This window comes from Frondihabitans australicus (genome assembly GCF_003634555.1).
Taxonomy (GTDB): Bacteria; Actinomycetota; Actinomycetes; order Actinomycetales; family Microbacteriaceae; genus Frondihabitans; species Frondihabitans australicus.
Window position 1 is genome coordinate 1,260,386 of record NZ_RBKS01000001.1, and the last position, 20,587, is coordinate 1,280,972.

Below are 20,587 nucleotides of genomic sequence, written 5' to 3' on the forward strand. Positions count from 1 at the left end.
GCGCCCGGACTTGTTCGGAGAACGCCGCGGTTCGGTTTGGGCCGATGTGGGCTGACGGGCGGGGCGCAGTCGGCGCGTCAGAGCGCAGCGGGTTTCGCCGAGATGGCGTCGACGGTGAGTTCGCTGAGCCCGGAGCACGCGGTGTCGGTGGGGGCTGCGATGAACAGCGAAGCCGACTGCCCGGGGGGATAGACGCGGAAGCCGTCGGCCTTTGTGAGCTGGCAGGTGTCGGCGTTGTATCCGGTGATCTTGAGGAACGCGTAGGCCGATCCGCCGGCCTGGATCGTCACCGTGGCGTGCGCGGACGATCGGTTGAGCACCGCCGACGGCCCGATCTGCGTGCCGTTGCCGTCGCCGACCCACGACACGCCGGGCCATCCCTGCAGCGTGCACGGAACCGCCGAATGGTTGGTGAGCACGATGTTCTCGGTCTCGGTGCCGGCGGCGCCGTCTTCGGCCGTCAGCGAGCCGGTGAGGCTCGAGGTGAGGCACTCGGCTCCTGCGCGCTGAGAGACTGCCGGGGTCGTGGCCTGCGGGGCGGGCGTCGCGGTGCTCGTGCCCGTGCTCGCGCCCGGTGTCGCGGTGCGCGACGAGAGGGGCGGTGCGACGGTGACGGTCGTGCTGGGGGCCGTCGTGTGCGACGTCGACGTGCAGCCCGCCAGGGCGCCGGCGAGTGCGACCGCCACGATGACGGTGGCGAGGAACCGGGTCGTGGGAGTCGACCGGTGGATGCTCATGCCCAGAGTCTGCGCCACGCGCCTGACGGGGCTGCCAGCAGGATCAGAGAGTGTTCTCAGCCGACGGTGACTCGTGCGGCGCTCACTCCTCGCCCTCGGGCCACGGCGGTGAGTCGCGATCGGCGTCGTCGGTGTCGTGCCGCGCCGCCATGGCCCGTCGGGCGGATGCTTCGGCGCTCCTGGCGCGTTGTTCGGCAACGGTGCGCCAGAGTCCGCCGGCACTGATGACGCTGTTGAGCGCGCCGAGAACCGTGAGGCAGATGCCGAGGTAGGCGACGGGTGTCGTCGTGGCGGTCGCGAGGAGGACGACGCCTCCGACGAGGAGGACGGCGAAGCCGGTCGTCGTGGCGGTGCGCCTGATGCGGGTGCGACGGAGGGCGTCGTCGCTGCGCCGGGTCAGGTCGGTGAAGGCCCATTGCACGTCGCGGACTCCGCCGCCGGGGTCGGCCGTGGAGTGTTCGTGTGACCGTTGCTGCTGCGCTGCTCTGCGCGCCATGCCCCGACCCTAGCCCTAGCCCCCTCGCCCCGCAGCCCTGGCGAGCGAATCGATGCCGTCGCCCGTCGTCCCAAAAATGCCGGCGAGCGAAGCGATGCCCCCCGTGGAGCGGGCGAGCGAAGCGATGCCCCCCGTGGAGTCGGCGAGCGAAGCGATGCCCCCCGTGGCGAAGCCACACGCGAGCGGCAGCGAGCCAGACCAGCACAAACACGATGCCCCTGGCCAGTGGTCACACTGGACAGGGACTATGCATCGTGGGCGATACCAGACTCGAACTGATGACCTCTTCCGTGTGAAGGAAGCGCGCTACCGACTGCGCCAATCGCCCGTGGGGACTCGTCGATACTAGTAGAAGTTGGCGGCGAGAACCTATTCGGGCTCCTGCCCAAGACACGAATGAAACTCAGTTTGTGCCTCGGCGCGAAAGTCGGATAGAGTCTTCCAGGTCGCAGAGATGCGGCAGAAACAACACCAGCAGGGCCTCCGGGTCGTGCGAAATGCGGATGTGGCGCAGTGGTAGCGCATCACCTTGCCAAGGTGAGGGTCGCGAGTTCGAATCTCGTCATCCGCTCGAGTGAAAGCTCACCCCTCCAGGGTGGGGTGGCCGAGAGGCGAGGCACCGGCCTGCAAAGCCGTTCACGCGGGTTCAAATCCCGTCCCCACCTCCAGCTTCCAACTCCATATTTGAGCGATTGGCGCAGCGGTAGCGCGCTTCCCTGACACGGAAGAGGTCACTGGTTCGATCCCAGTATCGCTCACGACAATGCATGCCCCCTGTCCGCCGTTCCGGCCGGACCGGGGGCATTGTCTTTGTGCCGGTCTGGCTCGCTGCCGCTCGCGTGCGGCTCGCTTCGCTCGCCGCGGGCACCACGTGGGCATCGCTCCGCTCACCGGCATTCCCGACACGGAGCGGGGGCATCGCATCGCTTCGCTCGCCGCTTGCTCGGGAGGACAAATTTCCTCCCGAAGATGCTTTATGCGCCCCGGCGAGAGCGCAGGCGACCTAGCGCGATACCCGGGAGGACTTCACGAGTCGCCTCCCTCCTGAATGTCCACGTCAGGGCTCGAATCCTCCGGGACCGACGGTTTCGGCTGGTGTTCCTCCCGAGCGACGCAATGATCCTCCCGAAAGAAGAGCCATCTCGCTCGGGCACAGTTCAGGAGGAAATACTTCCTCCCTGACGCATCAGACGGGGCGCGGGCGGCACGGTGGAGGGTCGGGCGGGGCAGGGCGGGCTACTTCTTCGTCGGCGGAGTTCCCGATCCTGCACCCGAAGGGGCCTCGGCCGACTTCGCCCAGGTCGACGTCTCGTTGCCGGCGAGGGTCTCGAGCGTGAGCGCCAGCTGCCGCACCGCGTCGGCGCCGTCGAAGGGCTTGGCGCGCACCTCCCACTGCGTGAGCGTCTTCAGCAGCGTCGTGTGCGTCGAGCGGTAGCGGATCCAGTTGTCGTGGAACTGGAACGCCTGCTGCACGCCCTCGAGCACGAGGATGATGCCGCCGAGCACCGCCGTGAGCACGGGGCCCGCCGTCTGCATGAGCGCGGTCGCCGAGACAGCGGCCGCCACGATCAGCTGGACGACCTTGATGCCCAGGTAGCACCAGCGCGAGATCTGCGCGTGCTGCTCGTACCAGCCGAGGAGGTACGTCATCCTGCCCATCACGAAGTCGACCGCCCCGTCAGGGATCGGCGCGGGCTCGGGCGGAGCCTGGACAGGTGCGGGAGGCTCCGTCGGCGGGGGAGTGATCTGCCCGCGTCGCCCGCGGGTCCGAGGTGGCGTCGCGCCCACCGAGTCGGCGCGGGTGGGCGTGGACGAGGGCACGACGGCGTCGGGCGCGTCTGACATGGGGGCTCCTCATGTTCGGGTGCGAGAAGAGTCCCGGTGGACGCAGCCGGACCGCAATACGCTCTTCGACGTAGTCGCGCGGCCGGTCGTTCTGCTCTGAGCGGAACGACTCGACGCCCGCCCGGCGGCACTGGTTGGCTGACGCCATGGCCGACCACGCACGCACCGCGCCCGTCACCGATCGGGACGCCGGTTCCCGCGAGCTCGAACCCCTCCTGCGCGAGGTCGTCGGCCGCCGCCTCCGCGCCCTGCGCCTGGCCCGCGGCGAACGCCTCGTCGAGACCGCCGCGCGCGCCGGGATCTCGCCGCAGTACCTCAGTGAGATCGAACGCGGCCTCAAAGAACCGTCCAGCGAGATGATCGCCGCGATCACCGGCGCCCTCGCCACAACGCTCGTCGACCTCACCACCGATGTGGCCCGCGACCTCCGCGGTGGCCTCCGGGCGCAGGAGCAGCGCCACCCCCGCACGACCGAGACCCCGACCCGCTCCGACGAGCCCGCCGTCCTCGCCGCGCCGCCGTCGGCGCCGCCCTTCGCGCTCTACGCCGTCGCCGCCTGACCCCTCCCGAGCACGACGTCGACGAGCCCGTAGTCGCGAGCCCCGACGGCCGTGAACACGCGGTCGCGGTCGGTGTCGTGCCGCAGGGTCTCGACGGTCTGGCCGGTGTGGAGCGACAGGACCTCCTCGAAGTCCGACCGGATCCGCACGAGTTCGTCGGCCTGGAGGATGAGGTCGGGGATCGTGCCCCGCCCCTGCGCCGCGGGCTGGTGCAGCACCACTCGGGCGTGGGGGAGGGCGGCGCGGCGGCCGGGAGCTCCGGCGGCGAGGAGCGCGGCTCCTGCGCCCAGGGCCTCGCCGACGCAGGTGGTCGCGACGGGCGAGCGGATGAAGCGGATCGTGTCGTAGATCGCGAGCATCGCCGACGGGTCGCCGCCCTCGCAATTGATGTAGAGGTTGATCTCGGGCGCCGTGTCGCCTGAACTCGAGTCGAGGAAGAGCAGCTGCGCGATGAGTGCGTTGGCCACGCCCGAGTCGATCGCGGTGCCGAGGTAGACGATCCGCTGCGTGAGCAGGTGCGAGTAGACGTCGAGCACGCGGTCGCCGCGGGGGCTCTCGGCGACGACGCTCGGGATCGTGTAGGACCCACCAGCTCGCAATGACGCTGCCGTGCCCGCGGCCTGGAATGACGCTGCCGTGCCGCTCATGCGAACGCCCCGATCCCGACGTGGCGCGTCCGGGTCGGCATGACCTCGTCGAACGACGACACGATGCGGTCGATGAAGCCGTACTCGACGGCCTCGGCGGCCGTGTACCAGTGGTCGTGCAGCGAGTCGTCGAAGACCTTCTCGAGCGGCTGCCCGGTGTCGTCGGCGATGATGCCGAGGGTCGTGTCGCGCATCTGCCGCAGGTCGGCCGCCTGCAGCTCGACCTCGACGGCCGAGCCGCCGATGCCGGCCGAGCCCTGGTGCAGCAGGATCCGCGAGTGCTCGAGGGCGCTCCGCTTGCCCGGCGTGCCCGCCGACAGCAGGAACTGCCCGGCGCTGGCCGCCATCCCGATGGCGAGGGTCGCCACGTCGCACGGCACGAGCCGCATGACGTCGCGGATCGCGAGCATCGACGGCACGGAGCCGCCGGGCGAGTGGATCCACAGCGCGATGTCGCTGCCCGCGTCCTCGGCGGCGAGCGAGAGGATCTGCGACGCCAGCATCATGCCGTTGTCGTCGTTCAGCACGCCGTCGAGCACGACGACGCGACGATGCAGCAGCTGCTGGCGGAGGGGGTCGGTGAAGAACGGTGGTCGGGTGTCGTCGGTCATGCGACCAGTGTGCGAACCACGACGGGTGGGTGTCGCGCCACCCTGCTCACGGTGGATCCGCCCTGAGCGGAAGAAGGGCCCAGTGCAGACGGCGGGCGCGGTGCAGACGGCGGGCGCAGTGCAGACGGCGGGCGCGACCCGGAATCGCGAGGAAGTCCTGAGTCCGTCACTCTCGCCATTGAGCGTGACGGACGGCGGTCGGGCAGACCCCCAGTCGGGTGAACGGCTGCGCTGCCTTCCTACCGAGCGAGACTCTAGAGCGGGGCGTGTCTCGTGCGGTAGCCCCCGCGCGCGAGTGTCGCCGATCTGTTACCGAGCCGGGCGCAGGAGCGGCGTCACCCGCACGGCTCGGGCCCTCAGGCCGGGCTCCGCAGCTCGGCGAGCGACGACGGCTCGAGCGGCGGAGTCGCCCAGCGCGCCGTGAAGGTCTGCGACGACGGCACCAGCGCGAGGTGCAGCCGGTGCGGGGTCTCGAGGAAGATCACGTCGACGTGCAGCACGTCGCCCTCGACGGCGCCGGACGCCGCGAAGGCGTCCGTCACGACCCATCGGCCGCGGCCGACCGGCAGACGGAGCGTCTGCTCGGCCTCGCGCAGGGTCACGGCCAGCTCTCCGTCGCCGTCGACCTCCACCTCGACGAGGTCGAGGGAGGGGTGGTCGTTTCCGCGCGCCGCGGCGTAGGAGCCGGGGGCGATCACGCCGCCGCGCCCGGCGACGGGTGCGAGGGCCGACGTGGTGAGCCGTGCGGCGAGGGCCTGCTCCTGCGCCTCGACGTCGCCCTCGGTCGCACGGTCGATCGCGGGCACCAGGTGCTCCCACACGGCTGAGAGCACAGCCTGGGTGTCGGTGGTCTGCTCGGTGATCGCGACGACGAGGTCGAGCTCGGGGATCACGAGGCTGAACTGGCCGTACGCGCCGTCGGCGCGATAGCCGTGCTCGGAGAGCCAGAAGAAGTAGCCGTAGCCGAGGCGCCAGTCGGGGTTGTCCCAGCGGGAGGTGTCGATGTGCGACGTCGTGGCGTCGGCGACCCACTCGGGGCTGAGCAGCTGTCGGCCCTCCCACTGCCCGTTCTGCAGATAGAGCTGGCCGAGACGAGCGAGGGCGCCTGTGGTGGCGTGCAGGCCGGTGAAGGCGAGCTGGCGGCCCGAGGCGTCCTGCTGCCAGCCGGCGTGGCCGATGCCGAGCGGGTCGAACAGGCGTGGCCTGAGATAGTCGACGAGCGAGCCGCCGGAGTGCTTCTGGATGATCGCGCCGACCGAGTAGGTGCACGGCTGGTTGTAGGCGAACCAGCTGCCCGGCTCGTGATCCGGCGGGATCAGCAGGAACCCGCGGACGATGTCGAGCGGGTCGATCACCTGCGCGCGGGCGAAGGTCTCGTCGTCGTGGCCCGACGACATCGCGAGCACGTCGCGGACGCGGATCGACCGGCTGCGCGGGTCGGTGATCTCGTCGTCGAGCTCGGGGAAGTGGCTGAGGATCGTGTCGTCGAGGCTCATCATGCCCTCGGCGATCGCGAACGACGCGGCGACCGCAGTGAAGCTCTTGCTCACCGAGTACAGCAGATGCGGTCGCTCGGGCTCGTACGGCGCCCACCACGTCTCGGCGACGACGCGGCCATGGCGCAGGATCATGAGACTGTGCGGCTCGACGCCCTCGGTGCTCTCGAGTGCGTCCACGAGAGCCGTGATGCCTTTCGGGTCGATGTTCTCGGCGGACGGGGTGCTTCGCGGCAGTGCGGTGGTCACCCGTTCACCCTAGGCCTGGCCTGGCGACCCCGCCCGGGCGGCGTCGGGCCTCCCGCCGGGCGGCTCAGGCGAGCGCTGGGTCGAGATTGAGCTTGTCGCCGGCTGCCAGCCGGTGCCCGATGAACTCGCCCGACTGCGCGGTGAGCCAGTGGAGGTCGCGCTGGGAGATGCCGAAGCGCGCCTCGATGCCGGTCTCCGTGTCGCCGGGCGCGACGGTGTACGTCAGCGGAGATCCCGTCGACGTCGTGGTGACGGTGCCGCGAGCCTCGGTGCCGACGCCGGTGTCCTTCGGCGCGACGCCCGGGTGCCGGTTCGGCAGGTGCCAGACGAGCGGCGCGACGGCCAGCACGGCCCACGGGTCGCACGCAGTCGTCTTCTGCGCGGCGATGCCCGTCGTGAGCACGACGTCCTTGAGGAAGTCGGGCTGGTCACCGGCCGTCGACAGGTCGATCGTCGGCGGGATGCTCTGGTACGTCACGCCGGGGCCGCCCCAGTCGCTGTAGCCGAAGCTCACGCCGTCTTCGATGCAGTCGCCGACGCTCTCCGGGTACTGCCGGAAGAAGATCGCGTAGGGAGCCCCGGCGACAGACGAGTGGTAGTCGCTCGTGCGGATCTCGTAGGTGTCCTCGCCCGTCGCGACGACGGTGACCGTCACGCTGACGGCGCCGCTCATCAGACTGCTGGGCGCCGCCACATGGGCCGTCGCCACGACCGTGCCGGCCGCAGGCTTCGCCGCGGCCACAGCGGCCTCTTTCGCCGTGATCGCGGCGACCTTCTTCTGGGCGGGGCTCAGGGCGGCGACGGCAGCAGGAGCCGAGGCGGTCGCGCCAGGTGTCGCCGTGGAGGCGGTGCCGGACGGGTGCGTGAACGGCGAGAGACTCGTGCATCCTGCGAGCGCGAGAGCGCCTGCCACGGCAGCGCTCACCGCCAGCGCTCGGCGAAAGTGCGAACCCCTCATGCGAAACCCCCTGACACGGAGCATAACGGGAGGCGTGCGCCGCGCAAGCGCCGTGTAAGCGCCGTGTGAGCGGGGCCGTGCACTGTGTAGTCATCCGGCGAGCGCCGGACACCTTCCACGAGAGGACTGTTCATGAGCACCCCCACCGACTGGGCCGTCGAGGCCCACGGTCTCGTCAAGACGTTCGGCGAGAACCGAGCGGTCGACGGCGTGGACCTGAACGTGCGCGCCGGCACCGTCTACGGCGTGCTGGGCCCGAACGGGGCCGGCAAGTCGACCACCATCTCGATGCTCGCGACGCTGCTGCGCCCCGACGCGGGTCGCGCGACGATCTTCGGCCACGACGTCGTCAGGGAGGCGCAGATCGTGCGCCAGCTGATCGGTGTGACCGCGCAGTTCGCGAGCGTCGACGAGAAGCTCTCCGCGACCGAGAACCTCGTCGTGTTCGGGCGCCTTCTCGGCCTGTCTCGCTCGGAGGCTCGGCGCAAGTCGGCGGAGCTGCTCGAGGAGTTCGGGCTCACCGAGGCTGCGAATCGGCCGCTGGCGAAGTTCTCCGGCGGCATGCGCCGTCGCCTCGACCTCGCGTCGAGCCTCATCGCGCAGCCGCCGCTGATCTTCCTCGACGAGCCGACCACGGGTCTCGACCCGCGCACGCGTCAGCAGATGTGGGACACCATCCGGCGTCTCGTCACCAACGGCTCGACGGTGCTGCTCACGACGCAGTACCTCGAGGAGGCCGACCAGCTCGCCGACCGCATCGCGGTCATCGACACCGGTCGCGTGATCGCCGAGGGCACGGCCGACGAGCTCAAGGCGTCGGTCGGGCAGTCGTCGCTTCAGCTGCGTCTCGTCGAGTCGCAGGATGCCGAGGACGCCCGTCGAGCGATCCGCCAGGTGCTCGGCGCCGAGGCGACTCTCTCGCCCGAGGCGGGCCGCATCACCGCCCCGATGGCGGACCCCGACCGGGTCACTGACCTGCTCCTCACCTTCCGTGAGGCCGGCATCCGTCTCGCCGAGATCAGCGTGCAGAAGCCCACGCTCGACGAGGTCTTCCTCACCCTCACCGGCCACAGCGCCGAAGCGGCTCCGGCCGACGACACGAACGACCAGAAAGCATCGGTGAACGCATGACCACCGCAACCCTCACCCCCGCCCAGATGGGCAAGCTCAAGAACCACGTGAGCCTCGGGCAGTCCGTCCGCAACTCCTTCACGATGGCGTACCGCGGCCTCCTCAAGGTGCGCCGCACGCCCGAGCAGCTGATCGACGTCACCGTTCAGCCGATCATCTTCACGCTGATGTTCGGGTACCTCTTCGGCGGAGCGATCGGCGGCAGTGTCGCGGCGTATCTGCCGGTGCTCATCCCCGGCATCCTGGTGCAGACCGTCATCACCGGCTCGGTGACCACCGGCGTCCAGCTCCGCGAGGACATGGACAAGGGCGTGTTCGACCGCTTCAAGTCGCTGCCGATCGCCCGGATCGCGCCACTCGCCGGTGCCCTGCTGGCCGACACGGTGCGCTACGCCATCGCCACGACCATCACGCTGATCATGGGCGTCATCATGGGCTGGCGCCCGGGCGGCGGCTTCTGGCACATCGTGCTCGCCGGCGTGCTGGTCATCGCCTGCGCCTGGGCGATCAGCTGGATCTTCGCCTTCTTCGGCGTCATCGCGCGGAGCGCCTCGAGCGTCCAGGGCATCTCGTTCCTGATCCTCTTCCCGCTCACGTTCCTCTCGAACGCGTTCGTCCCGGTGAACACTCTGCAGCCCTGGCTCAAGACGTTCGTGAGCTTCAACCCGGTCTCGCACCTCATCACCGCCGTGCGCGACCTTGCGAACTCCGGCACGATCACGGGCGACCTGTGGATCGCCCTCCTCGGAGCCGCGATCATCGTCGCGATCTTCGCCCCGCTCACCGTCCGCGCCTACATGCGGAAGGCGTAGCCGCAGCGCTCGCGTCGCCGGGCCGATCGATTACAGCCCGGCGACGGTCCGCAGCGTGCGATCGTCGAGCAGCGCGACAGCCGCCGCCAGCGCCCCTCCGGGGGCGAGGGCGGCGGCTTCGTCGTCGTAGCGGGTGAGGGCCGCGGTGTCGCCGGGGTCGGTGATGCGGGCGAGGTGGCTCTCGTGCACCAGGACCCCCAGATCCTGCCGCGCGCCCGTCCGCCGCCCGAGGGCGATTAACCGGAGCCCGAGGTCTCGACGTGCGGCGTCGTCGCTCACGGCCCGCAGCCACAGCCCCAGGGCGAAGACGCAGGAGCCGAGGATCGGGACGTCCTGGAACAGCCCGGGAATCCGGTCTCCCGCCAGCAGCCGCACGCGGATCCGGTTCGCCAGGCGCCCGGTGTCGGGGTGAGCCGCGCGGCCGTTCGTGACTCGGGCCGTGAGCGCTGCCGCGGCGACGAGCTCACGCCAGGGGGAGAACAGCTCGCCACGGCGCAAGGCCTCGGCCGAGGCGTCGTAGGCGGCGATGCCGTCGTCGATCCGGCCGTCGGCGAGAGCGACCTCGGCGAGGCCTGCGCGGCTCACCATCGTCAGGTCTTCGCCGTCGGTGACCTGGTCGACCTGGTCGACGTCGGAGAACCGGGTGAAGATCTCGCGGGCCTCGTCGACGCGGCCGAGCTGCACGAGGGCGAGGCCGGAGAGCCACTCCGCACGGTTCACATCGGCCGTGGCGCCCACGGCGGACAGCCCCGTGCGACTCCGCCGCGACCACTCGAGCGCGTCGGCGGGCCGACCGCGCTGCATGTGGAGCTCGGCGATCTGCCCGGCCGCGGTCGCCCGACCCCAGACGTGGTCTGCGGCGACGGCGAGTTCGTAGCCGCGCAGCGACAGCTCCATGGACTGCTCGACGTCGCCGTCGTTCTCGCGCACCTGGGCGCTGACGAGGGCTGCGAGCTGCTCGACGGCGGGGTTCGGCGAGGCGATGCCGTCGGCGAGGACGCCCTTGAGCGACGGGAGGTCGAAGGCTGCCGCCATGAACAGTCGCGAGGTCATCTCGACGAGCGGGTCGTTCGCCGGCCCGTCGCGGCGGATGCGGCGGAGGAGGCCGAGAGCCACCAGTCCGGTGCGGCGGTCGCCGAAGAAGGTGAGGCTGCCGGAGAGCGAGAGCGCCAGCATGGCCGCGTCACGGCTCTCTGCCGACGGCGGGTGCGCGAGGAGCGCCCTCACCGCGACCCGAGCGAACTCGCCGACCTCCTCGTGGACTCCGCGCAGCGTCCACTGGTAGCCGAGGGCGGCGAAGACGACGACCACGACGTCGGTGAGTCCGTCGGCGGCCGCCTGACGCAGCACGGCCACGAGGTTGTCCTGCTCGGACGCGACCGTCGCGATGGCCCGCACCTGCTGCGTTCCGGTGAGCTGTGAGAGCGCCTCCGTGGCGAAATCGCGCGCCCAGGTGGTGATGGCCTCGCGGACGAGGTCGCCCTCGCCGGCCTCCCGGAGCCTCTCGAGACCGAACTCGCGGACCGTCTCCAGCATCCGGTAGCGCAGGTCTCCCGTGCGAGCATCGTCGGTCACGGAGACCAGCGACTGCGCGACGAGGCCGTCGAGGTCGTCGATGGCGGACCCCGTTCCGGCGGACGCCTCCGTGCCGCACTCCTCGACCCGCGCGGCGACCTCGGCCCCGAAGCCGCCCGGCAGCGGCGCGAGGCGTCGCAGGAGCCGCTGCTCGCTCGGCCCCAGCAGGTTCCAGCTCCAGTCGATGACGGCCGTCAGCGTGCGATGGCGCTCGGGAGCCGAGCGGTCGCCCGTCGTGAGCAGCGCGAAGCGGTTGCCGAGACGGCGCTCGATCTCCTCCACCGGCATCGAACGGACCCGGGCGGCGGCGAGCTCGATCGCGAGCGGCAGGCCGTCGAGGCGCAGGCAGAGCCGTTCAACAACGTCTCGGGGGAGCAGCGCGCCGGGTCGCGCCTGGCGTGCTCGGTCTTCGAAGAGGTCGGCCGCTGCTCCTGCCGCCTGGAGCGGCTCGAGCGGGTAGACGTGCTCGGCCGCGATCGCGAGGGGCGACCGGCTGGTGGCCAGCACGGTGAGGTCGTGCGCGGAGGCGAGAAGGTCTGCCACCCACGCCGCCGCGGCGTCGACGACGTGCTCGCAGTTGTCGACGATCAGCAGGGTGGGGCCGGAGTCGAGGGCTCCGAGGATGCGCTCCCGCACGTCGCCCCGCACCTGGGGCAGGTCGCCGAGGGGCAGCCGCGACACCGTGAGGTCGCGGATGCCGAGGGCGTCGGCGATGGCCGCCGGCACGTCGTCGGCGCTGCGGACCGACCCCAGTTCGACCATGGCGACGGAGAGCGACGGGTCGGCGTCGTGCAGGCGCTGACCGACCTCGGTGGCCAGTCGCGTCTTGCCGAGGCCGCCGGCGCCGAGGATCGTGAGGGCCCTGCCGTTCTCGAGCCGTTCGGCGATCGCCCGGGCGTCGGCGTCGCGCCCGAGTAGCCGGTTCGGCGAACGCCGCAGGCCGCTGACCCGGCCGACCGGGGCGGCACGGCGCGCGGGCGGCGATGTCGATGTGCTGGCCTCGGCCTCGGGCTCGTCGCGCAGAAGCTCTGTGTTCAGGCGCAGGAGCCGCGCAGACGGGTCGATCCCGAGTTCGTCGGCCAGGGCCTCCCGGTGCTCGGCGAACGCGCGGAGAGCCTCCGCGCGGCGGCCCGTCGCGCCGAGAGCGCGCATCCGCACCTCGAGCACGTCGTCGCCCGGCATCGGCGCACCGGCCGGAAGCCGCTCGACGTCGGCCAGCGCGCCGCCCGGGTCGCCCGTCGCCAGGCGGAATCGCGCGGACGCGAGCAGCAGGGCGGCCTCGAGTCTCGCGGACTCCGCCGTCAGCTCGTCGCCGAGCTCGCCCGAGGGCAGGTCGTCGCCGGGGACCGACGAGCTCCAGAACGCGAGCGCCTCGATGCAGGCGGCCAGGGCCTCGCCGGGGTCGGCTGCATCCGTCGCCTGCGCGAGAAGGGCCCTGGCCACCGCGAGGTCGGTGACGACGCCGTCGCCGAGGCGGTAGCCGACAGGGGTCGACTCGATGACACCCGCGGCGCCGGACTGCCGGGTGCGGGAGACGAGGGTCTGGAGCGCGGCCCTCGGCGCGCCCGGGGGAGTGTCGCCCCAGACCTCGTCGACGAGGCGGGCAGAAGAGACGCCATCGGAGCCGGCCAGGGCGAGCGAGACGAGGAGCGCCTTCGAGAGCGCGCCCGCGGGTTCGGTCAGCTCGTCGCCCGAGGCCGCGCGCAGACGCACGCGGCCGAGAACGGCGAGCGTGACGCGGGAGGCGACCTCGGTGGACACGGGTGCAGTCTAGCGTGCGGGTGCGTCACAACGATACATCGTCGATGTATCGCCCATCCTGCGCCCGGAGGTCGCTCGACCTAGGCGGCGGTGTCGGTGGCGAACCAGATCTCGCCGAAGTCGTGTCGCTCGGCGGCGTCGAGGAAGCTCGAGCGGAGATCGGGCTGAGCGCCCTCGACGACGAGCACCTCGAGGCCGCGGGAGATCAGCTCGCCCATGAGGTCGCCGACGACACGGCTGTCGGCCAGCGCGACCAGGCTCGCGTCGATCTCGACATGCGCCGCGCCGGCCTCGGGAAGGGCCTCGACGAGCTCCAGGCTCTCGGGGGCGTCGTGCAGCAGCGGGGGCAGGGTGATGGTGAACATGTGGTGGACGACCCTACTCCGAGCCGTCGATAGACTGACCGAAACCCCTGAACGAAAAGGAAGACACGTGTCTGACGCAGTCGAAGAAGTGACCACGGCGATCCCCGCGATCGAGGTCACCGAGACGACGACCGGGTTCGACCTCTTCCCGCAGCGCGAGGTCGTCGCCGTGCGCGTCGACGGCGCGCTCTACGACATGGCGCGATCGTTCGAGCCCGGCACGCTCGCAGAGCCCGTGCTGATCAGCGAGCCGCAGGGTCTCGAGATCCTGCGCCACTCCACCGCCCACGTGTTGGCGCAGGCCGTGCAGTCGATCAACCCCGAGGCCAAGCTCGGCATCGGCCCGCCCATCGATGACGGCTTCTACTTCGACTTCGATGTCTCCGAGGCGTTCACGCCCGACGACCTCAAGGCGATCGAGAAGGTCATGGAGCGCATCGTCAAGGCGAACCAGCGCTTCGTCCGCCGCGTCGTGACCGAAGACGAGGCGCGCGAGCTCATGGCGGACGAGCCGTACAAGCTCGAGCTGATCGGGCTGAAGGGCGGCACCGACCTCGCCGAGTCTGGGCTGGTCGAAAATGGCGGAGATGCCGGCGAGAGCGTGGAGGTCGGCGGCGCCGAGCTCACCGTCTACAACAACGTCGACCCGAAGACCGGCGACGTCGTCTGGCGCGACCTCTGCCGCGGCCCGCACCTGCCCTCGACCCGCCTGATCCAGAACGGCTGGAAGCTCATGCGCTCGGCCGGCGCGTACTGGCGCGGCTCCGAGAAGAACAAGCAGCTGCAGCGCATCTACGGCACCGCCTGGGCGACGAAGGACGACCTGCGCGAATACCTCGCCCGGCTGGAAGAGGCCGCGAAGCGCGACCACCGCAAGCTCGGCGCCGAGCTCGACCTCTTCTCGTTCCCCGACGAGCTGGGCTCCGGCCTGGCCGTCTTCCATCCCAAGGGCGGCATCATCCGCCGCGCGATGGAGGACTACTCGCGCAAGCGCCACGAGGAGGAGGGGTACGAGTTCGTCTACACGCCCCACATAACGAAGGCGAACCTCTACGAGACCAGTGGCCACCTCGACTGGTACAAAGACGGCATGTTCCCGGCGATGCACCTCGACGAGGCTCGCAACGAGGAGGGCGAGATCGTCCGCCAGGGCGCCGACTACTACCTCAAGCCGATGAACTGCCCGATGCACATCCTCGTGTACCGGTCGCAGGGCCGCTCGTACCGCGACCTGCCGCTGCGGTTGTTCGAGTTCGGCACCGTCTACCGCAACGAGAAGTCGGGCGTGATCCACGGCCTCACCCGCGTGCGCGGCATGACGCAGGACGACGCCCACATCTTCACCACTCGCGAGGAGATGGCGAACGAGCTCAAGAACACGCTCGGCTTCGTCCTGTCGCTGCTGAAGGACTACGGGCTGAACGACTTCTACCTCGAGCTGTCGACCAAGGACCCCGAGAAGTACGTCGGCGACGACGCGACGTGGGAGGAAGCGACCGAGACGCTCGCCCAGGTGGCGAGGGAGACCGGCCTCGAGCTGGTCCCCGATCCTGCCGGCGCCGCCTTCTACGGCCCGAAGATCTCGGTGCAGGCCCGCGACGCGATCGGCCGCACCTGGCAGATGTCGACCGTGCAGCTCGACTTCAACCTACCCGAGCGCTTCGACCTCGACTACACCGCGGCCGACGGCACGCACCAGCGCCCGGTGATGATCCACCGCGCGCTGTTCGGCTCGATCGAGCGCTTCTTCGGCGTGCTCACCGAGCACTACGCCGGCGCGTTCCCGGTCTGGCTGTCGCCCGTGCAGGTCGTCGGCATCCCGGTCGCCGAAGAGTACGGCCCCTACCTCGACGAAATCGCCTCGCAGCTTCGGGCCCGCGGCGTGCGGGTGCAGGTCGACCACTCGAACGACCGCATGCCGAAGAAGATCCGCACGCACGCGAAGAACAAGGTGCCGTTCCAGCTGATCGCCGGCGAAGAAGACCGCGCGGCCGGCGCGGTCAGCTTCCGCTTCCGCGACGGCACGCAAGAGAACGGCGTGCCCGTGGCCGACGCGATCGAGCGCATCGTCACCGCGATCGAGACCCGGGCGCAGGTCTGATGCCGTCGGGTGCGGCGGCCGAGGGCGCAGGATCAGGGGGTTTCATCCCCGAGACCTCCTCCGACTTCGCCGCCGCCCCCGACCCGTTCCAGCGCCTCTGGACTCCGCACCGCGCCGTCTACGTCACGAAGGGCCAGGGCGCCCACGACGACGACTGCCCGTTCTGCTCCGCCCCGTCGAAGTCCGACGAGGAGGCGCTGATCGTCGCGCGCGGGTCGCACGCCTACGCGCTGCTCAACCTGTTCCCGTACAACCCGGGGCACCTGCTCGTCTGCCCGTACCGCCACGTCTCCGACTACGACGAGGCGACGCTCGACGAGACCGCCGAGATCGCGTCCATGACGCAGACCGCCATGCGGGTGCTCCGGCAGGTGTCGAGCGCGCAGGGCTTCAACATCGGCATGAACCAGGGCGCGGTCGGCGGCGCCGGCATCGCGGCGCACCTGCACCAGCACCTCGTGCCCCGGTACGCCGGCGACTCGAACTTCTTCCCGATCATCGCCGAGACCAAGGCGATGAGCCAGCTGCTGGGCGACGTACGCACCGCCATCGCCGAGGCGTGGCCACGCGACTGAGATTGGACCGACCGCCCGCGTCGGCTCGGAGGGTCACGCGCTCGGCGAACCCGTAAGCTAGAGCACCATGAGCGACAGCACTCCCACCATCGGTTCCTCCCTTGCAGCGCCCGCTACTGGCTCGTCCCTCGTGAAGCGCGGCTTGGCCGACATGCTCAAGGGCGGCGTCATCATGGACGTCGTCAACGTCGAGCAGGCGCGCATCGCGGAAGACGCCGGCGCCACCGCTGTCATGGCGCTCGAGCGCGTGCCCGCCGACATCCGGGCACAGGGCGGCGTGGCCCGCATGTCCGACCCCGACATGATCGACGAGATCATCAAGGCCGTGAACATCCCGGTCATGGCGAAGGCCCGCATCGGCCACTTCGTCGAGGCGCAGGTGCTCGAGACGCTCGGCGTCGACTACATCGACGAGTCCGAGGTGCTGAGCCCCGCCGACTACGTCAACCACATCGACAAGTGGAAGTTCACCGTGCCCTTCGTCTGCGGCGCGACCAACCTGGGCGAGGCGCTCCGCCGCATCACCGAGGGCGCGGCGATGATCCGCTCGAAGGGCGAGGCCGGCACCGGCGACGTCTCCGAGGCGACCAAGCACATCCGCACCATCACGAAGGAGATCGCGGCGCTCCGCGGTCTCAAGGAGGACGAGCTCTACGTCGCCGCCAAAGAGCTCCAGGCGCCGTTCGAGACGGTGCGCGAGGTCGCGCAGACCGGGAAGCTGCCCGTCGTGCTCTTCACGGCCGGCGGTGTGGCGACTCCTGCCGATGCCGCTCTGATGATGCAGCTCGGCGCCGACGGCGTCTTCGTCGGCTCGGGCATCTTCAAGTCGGGCGACCCCGTGGCCCGCGCCGCGGCCATCGTCAAGGCGACCACGTTCTTCGACGACCCCAAGGTCGTCGCTGAGTCGTCGCGCGGCCTGGGCGAGGCGATGGTCGGCATCAACGTGGCTGACGTCCCCGCGCCGCACCGCCTCGCCGAGCGCGGCTGGTAGTCGCGCACGCGGTGAGCGACACCACCCCTCGCATCGGCGTCCTGGCGCTCCAGGGCGACTTCCGCGAGCACCTGCACGTCATGAGCTCGCTCGGCGCCGAGGCCGTCACCGTCCGGCGTGAGCAGGAGCTCGCGAGTGTCGACGGGCTCATCATCCCCGGCGGCGAATCCAGCGTCATGGACAAGCTGTCGCGCTCGTTCGGGCTCGCCGGTCCGCTGAAGGCGGCGATCGCCGCCGGGCTGCCGGTCTACGGCACCTGCGCCGGCCTCATCATGCTCGCCGACCGGATCCTCGACGGCATGGCCGACCAGCAGACCCTCGGCGGTCTCGACGTCGCCGTGCGGCGGAACGCCTTCGGGTCGCAGCGCGACTCCTTCGAAGAGGACATCGCGTTCCCGGCCCTCGACGGCGACCCCGTGCACGCGGTGTTCATCCGCGCGCCCGTGGTCGAGGAGGTCGGGCCGGCGGCGACGCCGCTCGGCGCCGTGAGCGACGGCCGCGTTGTCGCCGTCGAGCAGGGCAACCTCCTCGGCACGTCGTTCCACCCCGAGATGACGAACGACTGGCGGTTCCACCAGCTCTTCCTCGACCGCGTGCGTGCGCGCCTGGCCTGAGCGCGCGCGGCTACACTGGTCGAGACTTTTGCACCATCAGCAGCACCAAGCGACAGGAGCACCGTGTCCGGGCATTCCAAGTGGGCAACGACCAAGCACAAGAAGGCGGTCATCGACCAGCGCCGTGCGAAGTCGTTCGCGAAGCTCATCAAGAACATCGAGGTCGCCGCGAAGATCGGCGGCGCCGATCTCTCGGGCAACCCCACCCTGGTCGACGCCGTCCAGAAGGCCAAGAAGACCTCCGTCCCCAACGACAACATCGACCGCGCCATCAAGCGCGGCGCCGGTCTCACGGGCGAGTCGATCGACTACCAGACGATCATCTACGAGGGCTACGCCGCCAACGGCATCGCGCTCATGATCGAGTGCCTCACCGACAACAAGAACCGCGCGGCGGCGAACGTCCGCACGGTCATGACCCGCAACGGCGGCACCATGGCCGACCCGGGCAGCGTCGCCTACAACTTCAGCCGCAAGGGCGTCATCACGGTCCTCAAGACCGACGGCCTCACCGAGGACGACGTCATGACCGCGGTGCTCGACGCCGGTGCCGAAGACGTGGTCGACCAGGGCGCGGGCTTCGAGATCCAGACCGAGCCGGGCGACCTGGTGCCCGCGCGCACGGCGCTCCAGGAGGCCGGCATCGACTACGAGGCCGCCGACGTCGAGTTCGTCCCCGGCCTCAAGGTCGAGGCCGACGCCGACACCGCCCGCAAGGTGTTCCGCCTCATCGACGCGCTCGACGACGACGACGACGTGCAGAACGTCTACTCGAACATCGACGTGTCGGCCGAGGTCCAGGCCGAGCTCGACAAAGACGACGAGTAGCCGCGTGACGGCCGGCGGTCGAACCCGATGACCCTCCGGGTTCTCGGCGTCGACCCCGGCCTTACGCGCTGCGGCGTCGGCATCATCGAGGTCGACACGACACGGCGGCCGTCGCTGGTCTCCGTCCACACGATCCGGTCGGCCGCCGACGCTCCGCTGGAACGACGACTGCTCACCATCGCGCGGGGGATCGAGGCGCTCGTCGACGAGTTCCGGCCCGACGCCATGGCGATCGAGCGTGTCTTCGCGCAGAACAACGTGCGCACGGTGATGGGCACCGCCCAGGTGTCCGGCCTGGCCCTCCGAGCCGCCGCCGAGCGCGACATCCCGGTCGCGCTGCACACGCCGTCCGAGGTGAAGGCCGCGGTCACGGGCTACGGCTCCGCCGACAAGAAGCAGGTCGGCACGATGGTCGCACGCCTGCTCGGCCTCGACGAGATCCCGAAGCCGGCCGACGCAGCGGACGCTCTCGCACTGGCCATCTGCCACGCGTGGCGCCGGGACTCGCAGCCGGCCGCCTCGGCTCCTGCCCACGGCCTGACCCCCGCCCAGCGTGCGTGGCGCGACGCAGAGAAGTCGGTGCGCACTCCTAGGCTGGGGGGATGATCGCCAGCCTTCGCGGAACAGTCGCGCACGCGTCGGGGTCGACGGTCGTCGTCGAGGTCGGGGGAGTGGGCTACCGCGTGTCGGTGACACCCCAGCTCGCCCTCACGCTCGCCGTCGGGTCGACCGCGCACCTGCACACGGCGATGATCGTCCGCGAAGACGACATGTCGCTGTTCGGCTTCGTCTCGCTCGACGAGCTCGAGGTGTTCGACCTCCTGCGCGGCGTCACCGGCGTCGGCCCGAAGTCGGCGCTCGGCGTGCTCGGTCACCTGACGCCCGCCCAGGTCGCCACCGCCGTCGCTGCCGAGGACGACGCCGCCTTCCGCCGCGTCTCCGGCATCGGCCCGAAGACCGCGAAGCTCATCACCGTGCAGCTGGCGGGCAAGCTCGACATCCGGATCCAGGCGCCGACCGTGACCGCCGCGTCGACCACCGCCGCCGACGTCCTCGTCGCGCTGAGCGGCCTCGGCTGGTCCGAGCGCGACGCGCAGAAGGCGATCGACGAGGTGCTGGAAGACGGCGACACGTCGGTCACGACGGCGGTTCCCGCGCTCCTGCGAGCCGCCCTCACCCGTCTCGGGCCGCAGCGCTGATGGCCGACGACGATATCACCAGGCCCGACCCCGAGGACGACGCCGAACTCGCCTTCGAGGGCGCGCTCCGCCCGAAGTCGCTCACCGAGTTCGTCGGCCAGACGAAGGTGCGCGGCCAGCTCGAGCTGCTGCTGCGCGCCGCAGCGCTGCAGGGCCGCACGCCCGACCACGTGCTGCTCGCCGGCCCTCCCGGCCTCGGCAAGACGACCCTGGCCATGATCGTCGCCCACGAGGGCAATCGTCCCCTGCGCATGTCGTCGGGCCCCGCGATCCAGCACGCCGGCGACCTCGCCGCCGTGCTGTCGTCGCTCGTGCCCGGCGAGGTGCTCTTCATCGACGAGATCCACCGCATGGCGCGCTCCGCCGAAGAGATGCTCTACCTGGCGATGGAGGACTTCCGGATCGACATCATGGTCGGCAAGGGCGCCGGCGCCACGAGCATCCCCCTCGAACTGGCCCCGTTCACGCTCGTCGGCGCCACGACGCGCTCCGGCCTCCTCCCGAACCCCCTGCGCGACCGCTTCGGCTTCACGGCGCACCTCGAGTTCTACGACGAGCAGGAGCTCGAGGAAGTGCTCCGGCGAGCCGCCTCCCTCCTCGACATCGACATCGACCGAGAGGCCCTGGCCGAGATCGCCGGGCGCTGCCGCGGGACCCCGCGCATCGCCAACCGCCTCCTCCGCCGCGTGCGCGACTACGCCCTCGTGCACGGCAAGCCCGCCGATCTCGAGACCGTGCGAGCCGCGCTCGACCTGTACGACGTCGACAGCCTGGGCCTCGACCGCCTCGACCGCGCCGTCGTCGAGACGATCCTGAAGCGCTTCGGGGGCGGGCCCGTCGGGCTCTCGACCCTCGCCGTCTCGGTCGGAGAGGAGGCGGACACCATCGAATCGGTCGTCGAGCCGTTCCTCGTGAGGGTCGGACTCGTCACGCGCACGCCGCGCGGCCGGATCGCCACCCCGGAGGCCTGGCAGCACTTCGGGATGACCCGGCACACAGATGGCCTGTTCGACGCATGACCTATAATCTCCGGAGA

General features: G+C 70.6%; 20 protein-coding genes and 4 tRNA genes. 14 read left to right on the plus strand and 10 right to left on the minus strand.

Annotation, left to right across the window (positions count from 1 at the left end; all coding sequences use genetic code 11):
- Nucleotides 1–77: 77 nt before the first annotated feature.
- From C8E83_RS05755 to C8E83_RS05765, 3 genes are all read right to left on the minus strand, one after another.
- A complete protein-coding gene (locus tag C8E83_RS05755) occupies nucleotides 78–737 on the minus strand; it encodes a DUF4232 domain-containing protein (protein WP_121371766.1) in 660 nt (219 codons plus the stop codon).
- 82 nt (nucleotides 738–819) lie between these two features.
- Nucleotides 820–1,233, minus strand: a complete 414-nt coding sequence (locus C8E83_RS05760) for a hypothetical protein (protein WP_147430095.1) — start codon at nucleotides 1,231–1,233, stop codon at nucleotides 820–822.
- 255 nt (nucleotides 1,234–1,488) lie between these two features.
- A tRNA-Val gene (locus tag C8E83_RS05765) sits at nucleotides 1,489–1,561 on the minus strand.
- Between the two features lie 171 nt (nucleotides 1,562–1,732).
- Between C8E83_RS05765 and C8E83_RS05770 the strand changes: the two genes are divergently transcribed.
- The 3 genes from C8E83_RS05770 (at nucleotide 1,733) to C8E83_RS05780 (ending at nucleotide 1,991) form a co-directional block, all read left to right on the plus strand.
- Nucleotides 1,733–1,804: transfer RNA gene (locus tag C8E83_RS05770), tRNA-Gly, on the plus strand.
- 23 nt (nucleotides 1,805–1,827) lie between these two features.
- Nucleotides 1,828–1,901, plus strand: a tRNA-Cys gene (locus tag C8E83_RS05775).
- An 18-nt stretch (nucleotides 1,902–1,919) separates the two neighbouring features.
- Nucleotides 1,920–1,991 (plus strand) — tRNA-Val (locus C8E83_RS05780).
- 478 nt (nucleotides 1,992–2,469) lie between these two features.
- On the opposite strand, the gene C8E83_RS05785 is transcribed toward C8E83_RS05780, so the two are convergent.
- Nucleotides 2,470–3,078 (minus strand): DUF4231 domain-containing protein, encoded by a 609-nt coding sequence (locus tag C8E83_RS05785; protein ID WP_121368841.1) that lies wholly within the window; start codon nucleotides 3,076–3,078, stop codon nucleotides 2,470–2,472.
- A gap of 146 nt (nucleotides 3,079–3,224) precedes the next feature.
- Here C8E83_RS05785 and C8E83_RS05790 point away from each other — a divergent pair, with 146 nt between their 5' ends.
- Nucleotides 3,225–3,638, plus strand: coding sequence for a helix-turn-helix domain-containing protein (locus C8E83_RS05790; RefSeq protein WP_211331669.1), 414 nt, complete (start codon nucleotides 3,225–3,227; stop codon nucleotides 3,636–3,638).
- Here the strand turns inward: C8E83_RS05790 and C8E83_RS05795 are convergent.
- The 4 genes from C8E83_RS05795 to C8E83_RS05810 all read right to left on the minus strand — a co-directional run bounded on the left by C8E83_RS05795 (nucleotide 3,620) and on the right by C8E83_RS05810 (nucleotide 7,554).
- A complete protein-coding gene (locus C8E83_RS05795; RefSeq protein ID WP_121368843.1) occupies nucleotides 3,620–4,285 on the minus strand; it encodes a ClpP family protease in 666 nt (221 codons plus the stop codon). The genes C8E83_RS05790 and C8E83_RS05795 overlap by 19 nt on opposite strands.
- On the minus strand, nucleotides 4,282–4,896 hold the full coding sequence (locus C8E83_RS05800) for a ClpP family protease (protein ID WP_121368844.1): 615 nt from the start codon (nucleotides 4,894–4,896) through the stop codon (nucleotides 4,282–4,284). The genes C8E83_RS05795 and C8E83_RS05800 overlap by 4 nt, the downstream gene beginning before the upstream one ends.
- A gap of 356 nt (nucleotides 4,897–5,252) precedes the next feature.
- On the minus strand, nucleotides 5,253–6,641 hold the full coding sequence (locus C8E83_RS05805) for a serine hydrolase domain-containing protein (protein WP_121368845.1): 1,389 nt from the start codon (nucleotides 6,639–6,641) through the stop codon (nucleotides 5,253–5,255).
- 64 nt (nucleotides 6,642–6,705) lie between these two features.
- Entirely contained in the window at nucleotides 6,706–7,554 is an 849-nt protein-coding gene (locus C8E83_RS05810; RefSeq protein WP_147430096.1) for a LysM peptidoglycan-binding domain-containing protein, read from the minus strand.
- Between the two features lie 177 nt (nucleotides 7,555–7,731).
- Here C8E83_RS05810 and C8E83_RS05815 point away from each other — a divergent pair, with 177 nt between their 5' ends.
- A complete protein-coding gene (locus C8E83_RS05815; RefSeq protein WP_121368847.1) occupies nucleotides 7,732–8,730 on the plus strand; it encodes an ATP-binding cassette domain-containing protein in 999 nt (332 codons plus the stop codon).
- Nucleotides 8,727–9,542: an ABC transporter permease gene (locus tag C8E83_RS05820; RefSeq protein ID WP_121368848.1), complete on the plus strand. Its 816-nt coding sequence runs from the start codon at nucleotides 8,727–8,729 to the stop codon at nucleotides 9,540–9,542. The genes C8E83_RS05815 and C8E83_RS05820 overlap by 4 nt, the downstream gene beginning before the upstream one ends.
- A gap of 30 nt (nucleotides 9,543–9,572) precedes the next feature.
- Here C8E83_RS05820 and C8E83_RS05825 read toward each other — a convergent pair whose 3' ends face one another.
- Both C8E83_RS05825 and C8E83_RS05830 read right to left on the minus strand, forming a co-directional pair.
- Nucleotides 9,573–12,878 (minus strand): AfsR/SARP family transcriptional regulator, encoded by a 3,306-nt coding sequence (locus tag C8E83_RS05825; protein WP_121368849.1) that lies wholly within the window; start codon nucleotides 12,876–12,878, stop codon nucleotides 9,573–9,575.
- Between the two features lie 80 nt (nucleotides 12,879–12,958).
- On the minus strand, nucleotides 12,959–13,243 hold the full coding sequence (locus C8E83_RS05830; RefSeq protein WP_121368850.1) for a hypothetical protein: 285 nt from the start codon (nucleotides 13,241–13,243) through the stop codon (nucleotides 12,959–12,961).
- Nucleotides 13,244–13,310: 67 nt separating this feature from the next.
- On the opposite strand from C8E83_RS05830, the gene thrS reads away from it, so the two are divergent.
- The 8 genes from thrS to ruvB all read left to right on the plus strand — a co-directional run bounded on the left by thrS (nucleotide 13,311) and on the right by ruvB (nucleotide 20,570).
- Nucleotides 13,311–15,344: a threonine--tRNA ligase gene (gene thrS / locus C8E83_RS05835; protein WP_170159856.1), complete on the plus strand. Its 2,034-nt coding sequence runs from the start codon at nucleotides 13,311–13,313 to the stop codon at nucleotides 15,342–15,344.
- On the plus strand, nucleotides 15,344–15,919 hold the full coding sequence (locus tag C8E83_RS05840; protein ID WP_121368852.1) for an HIT family protein: 576 nt from the start codon (nucleotides 15,344–15,346) through the stop codon (nucleotides 15,917–15,919). The genes thrS and C8E83_RS05840 overlap by 1 nt, the downstream gene beginning before the upstream one ends.
- A gap of 67 nt (nucleotides 15,920–15,986) precedes the next feature.
- Nucleotides 15,987–16,910, plus strand: coding sequence for a pyridoxal 5'-phosphate synthase lyase subunit PdxS (gene pdxS, locus C8E83_RS05845; protein WP_121368853.1), 924 nt, complete (start codon nucleotides 15,987–15,989; stop codon nucleotides 16,908–16,910).
- Between the two features lie 11 nt (nucleotides 16,911–16,921).
- The gene (gene pdxT / locus C8E83_RS05850) at nucleotides 16,922–17,524 is read left to right on the plus strand and encodes a pyridoxal 5'-phosphate synthase glutaminase subunit PdxT (protein ID WP_121368854.1); all 603 of its coding nucleotides are present in this window, start codon (nucleotides 16,922–16,924) and stop codon (nucleotides 17,522–17,524) included.
- A gap of 63 nt (nucleotides 17,525–17,587) precedes the next feature.
- The gene (locus tag C8E83_RS05855) at nucleotides 17,588–18,352 is read left to right on the plus strand and encodes a YebC/PmpR family DNA-binding transcriptional regulator (protein WP_121368855.1); all 765 of its coding nucleotides are present in this window, start codon (nucleotides 17,588–17,590) and stop codon (nucleotides 18,350–18,352) included.
- A gap of 27 nt (nucleotides 18,353–18,379) precedes the next feature.
- On the plus strand, nucleotides 18,380–18,958 hold the full coding sequence (gene ruvC / locus C8E83_RS05860; RefSeq protein WP_121368856.1) for a crossover junction endodeoxyribonuclease RuvC: 579 nt from the start codon (nucleotides 18,380–18,382) through the stop codon (nucleotides 18,956–18,958).
- Nucleotides 18,955–19,551, plus strand: a complete 597-nt coding sequence (ruvA, locus tag C8E83_RS05865; protein ID WP_121368857.1) for a Holliday junction branch migration protein RuvA — start codon at nucleotides 18,955–18,957, stop codon at nucleotides 19,549–19,551. The genes ruvC and ruvA overlap by 4 nt, the downstream gene beginning before the upstream one ends.
- Complete coding sequence (ruvB, locus tag C8E83_RS05870) at nucleotides 19,551–20,570, plus strand: Holliday junction branch migration DNA helicase RuvB (RefSeq protein ID WP_121368858.1); 1,020 nt, start codon at nucleotides 19,551–19,553, stop codon at nucleotides 20,568–20,570. The genes ruvA and ruvB overlap by 1 nt, the downstream gene beginning before the upstream one ends.
- Nucleotides 20,571–20,587 lie beyond the last annotated feature (17 nt).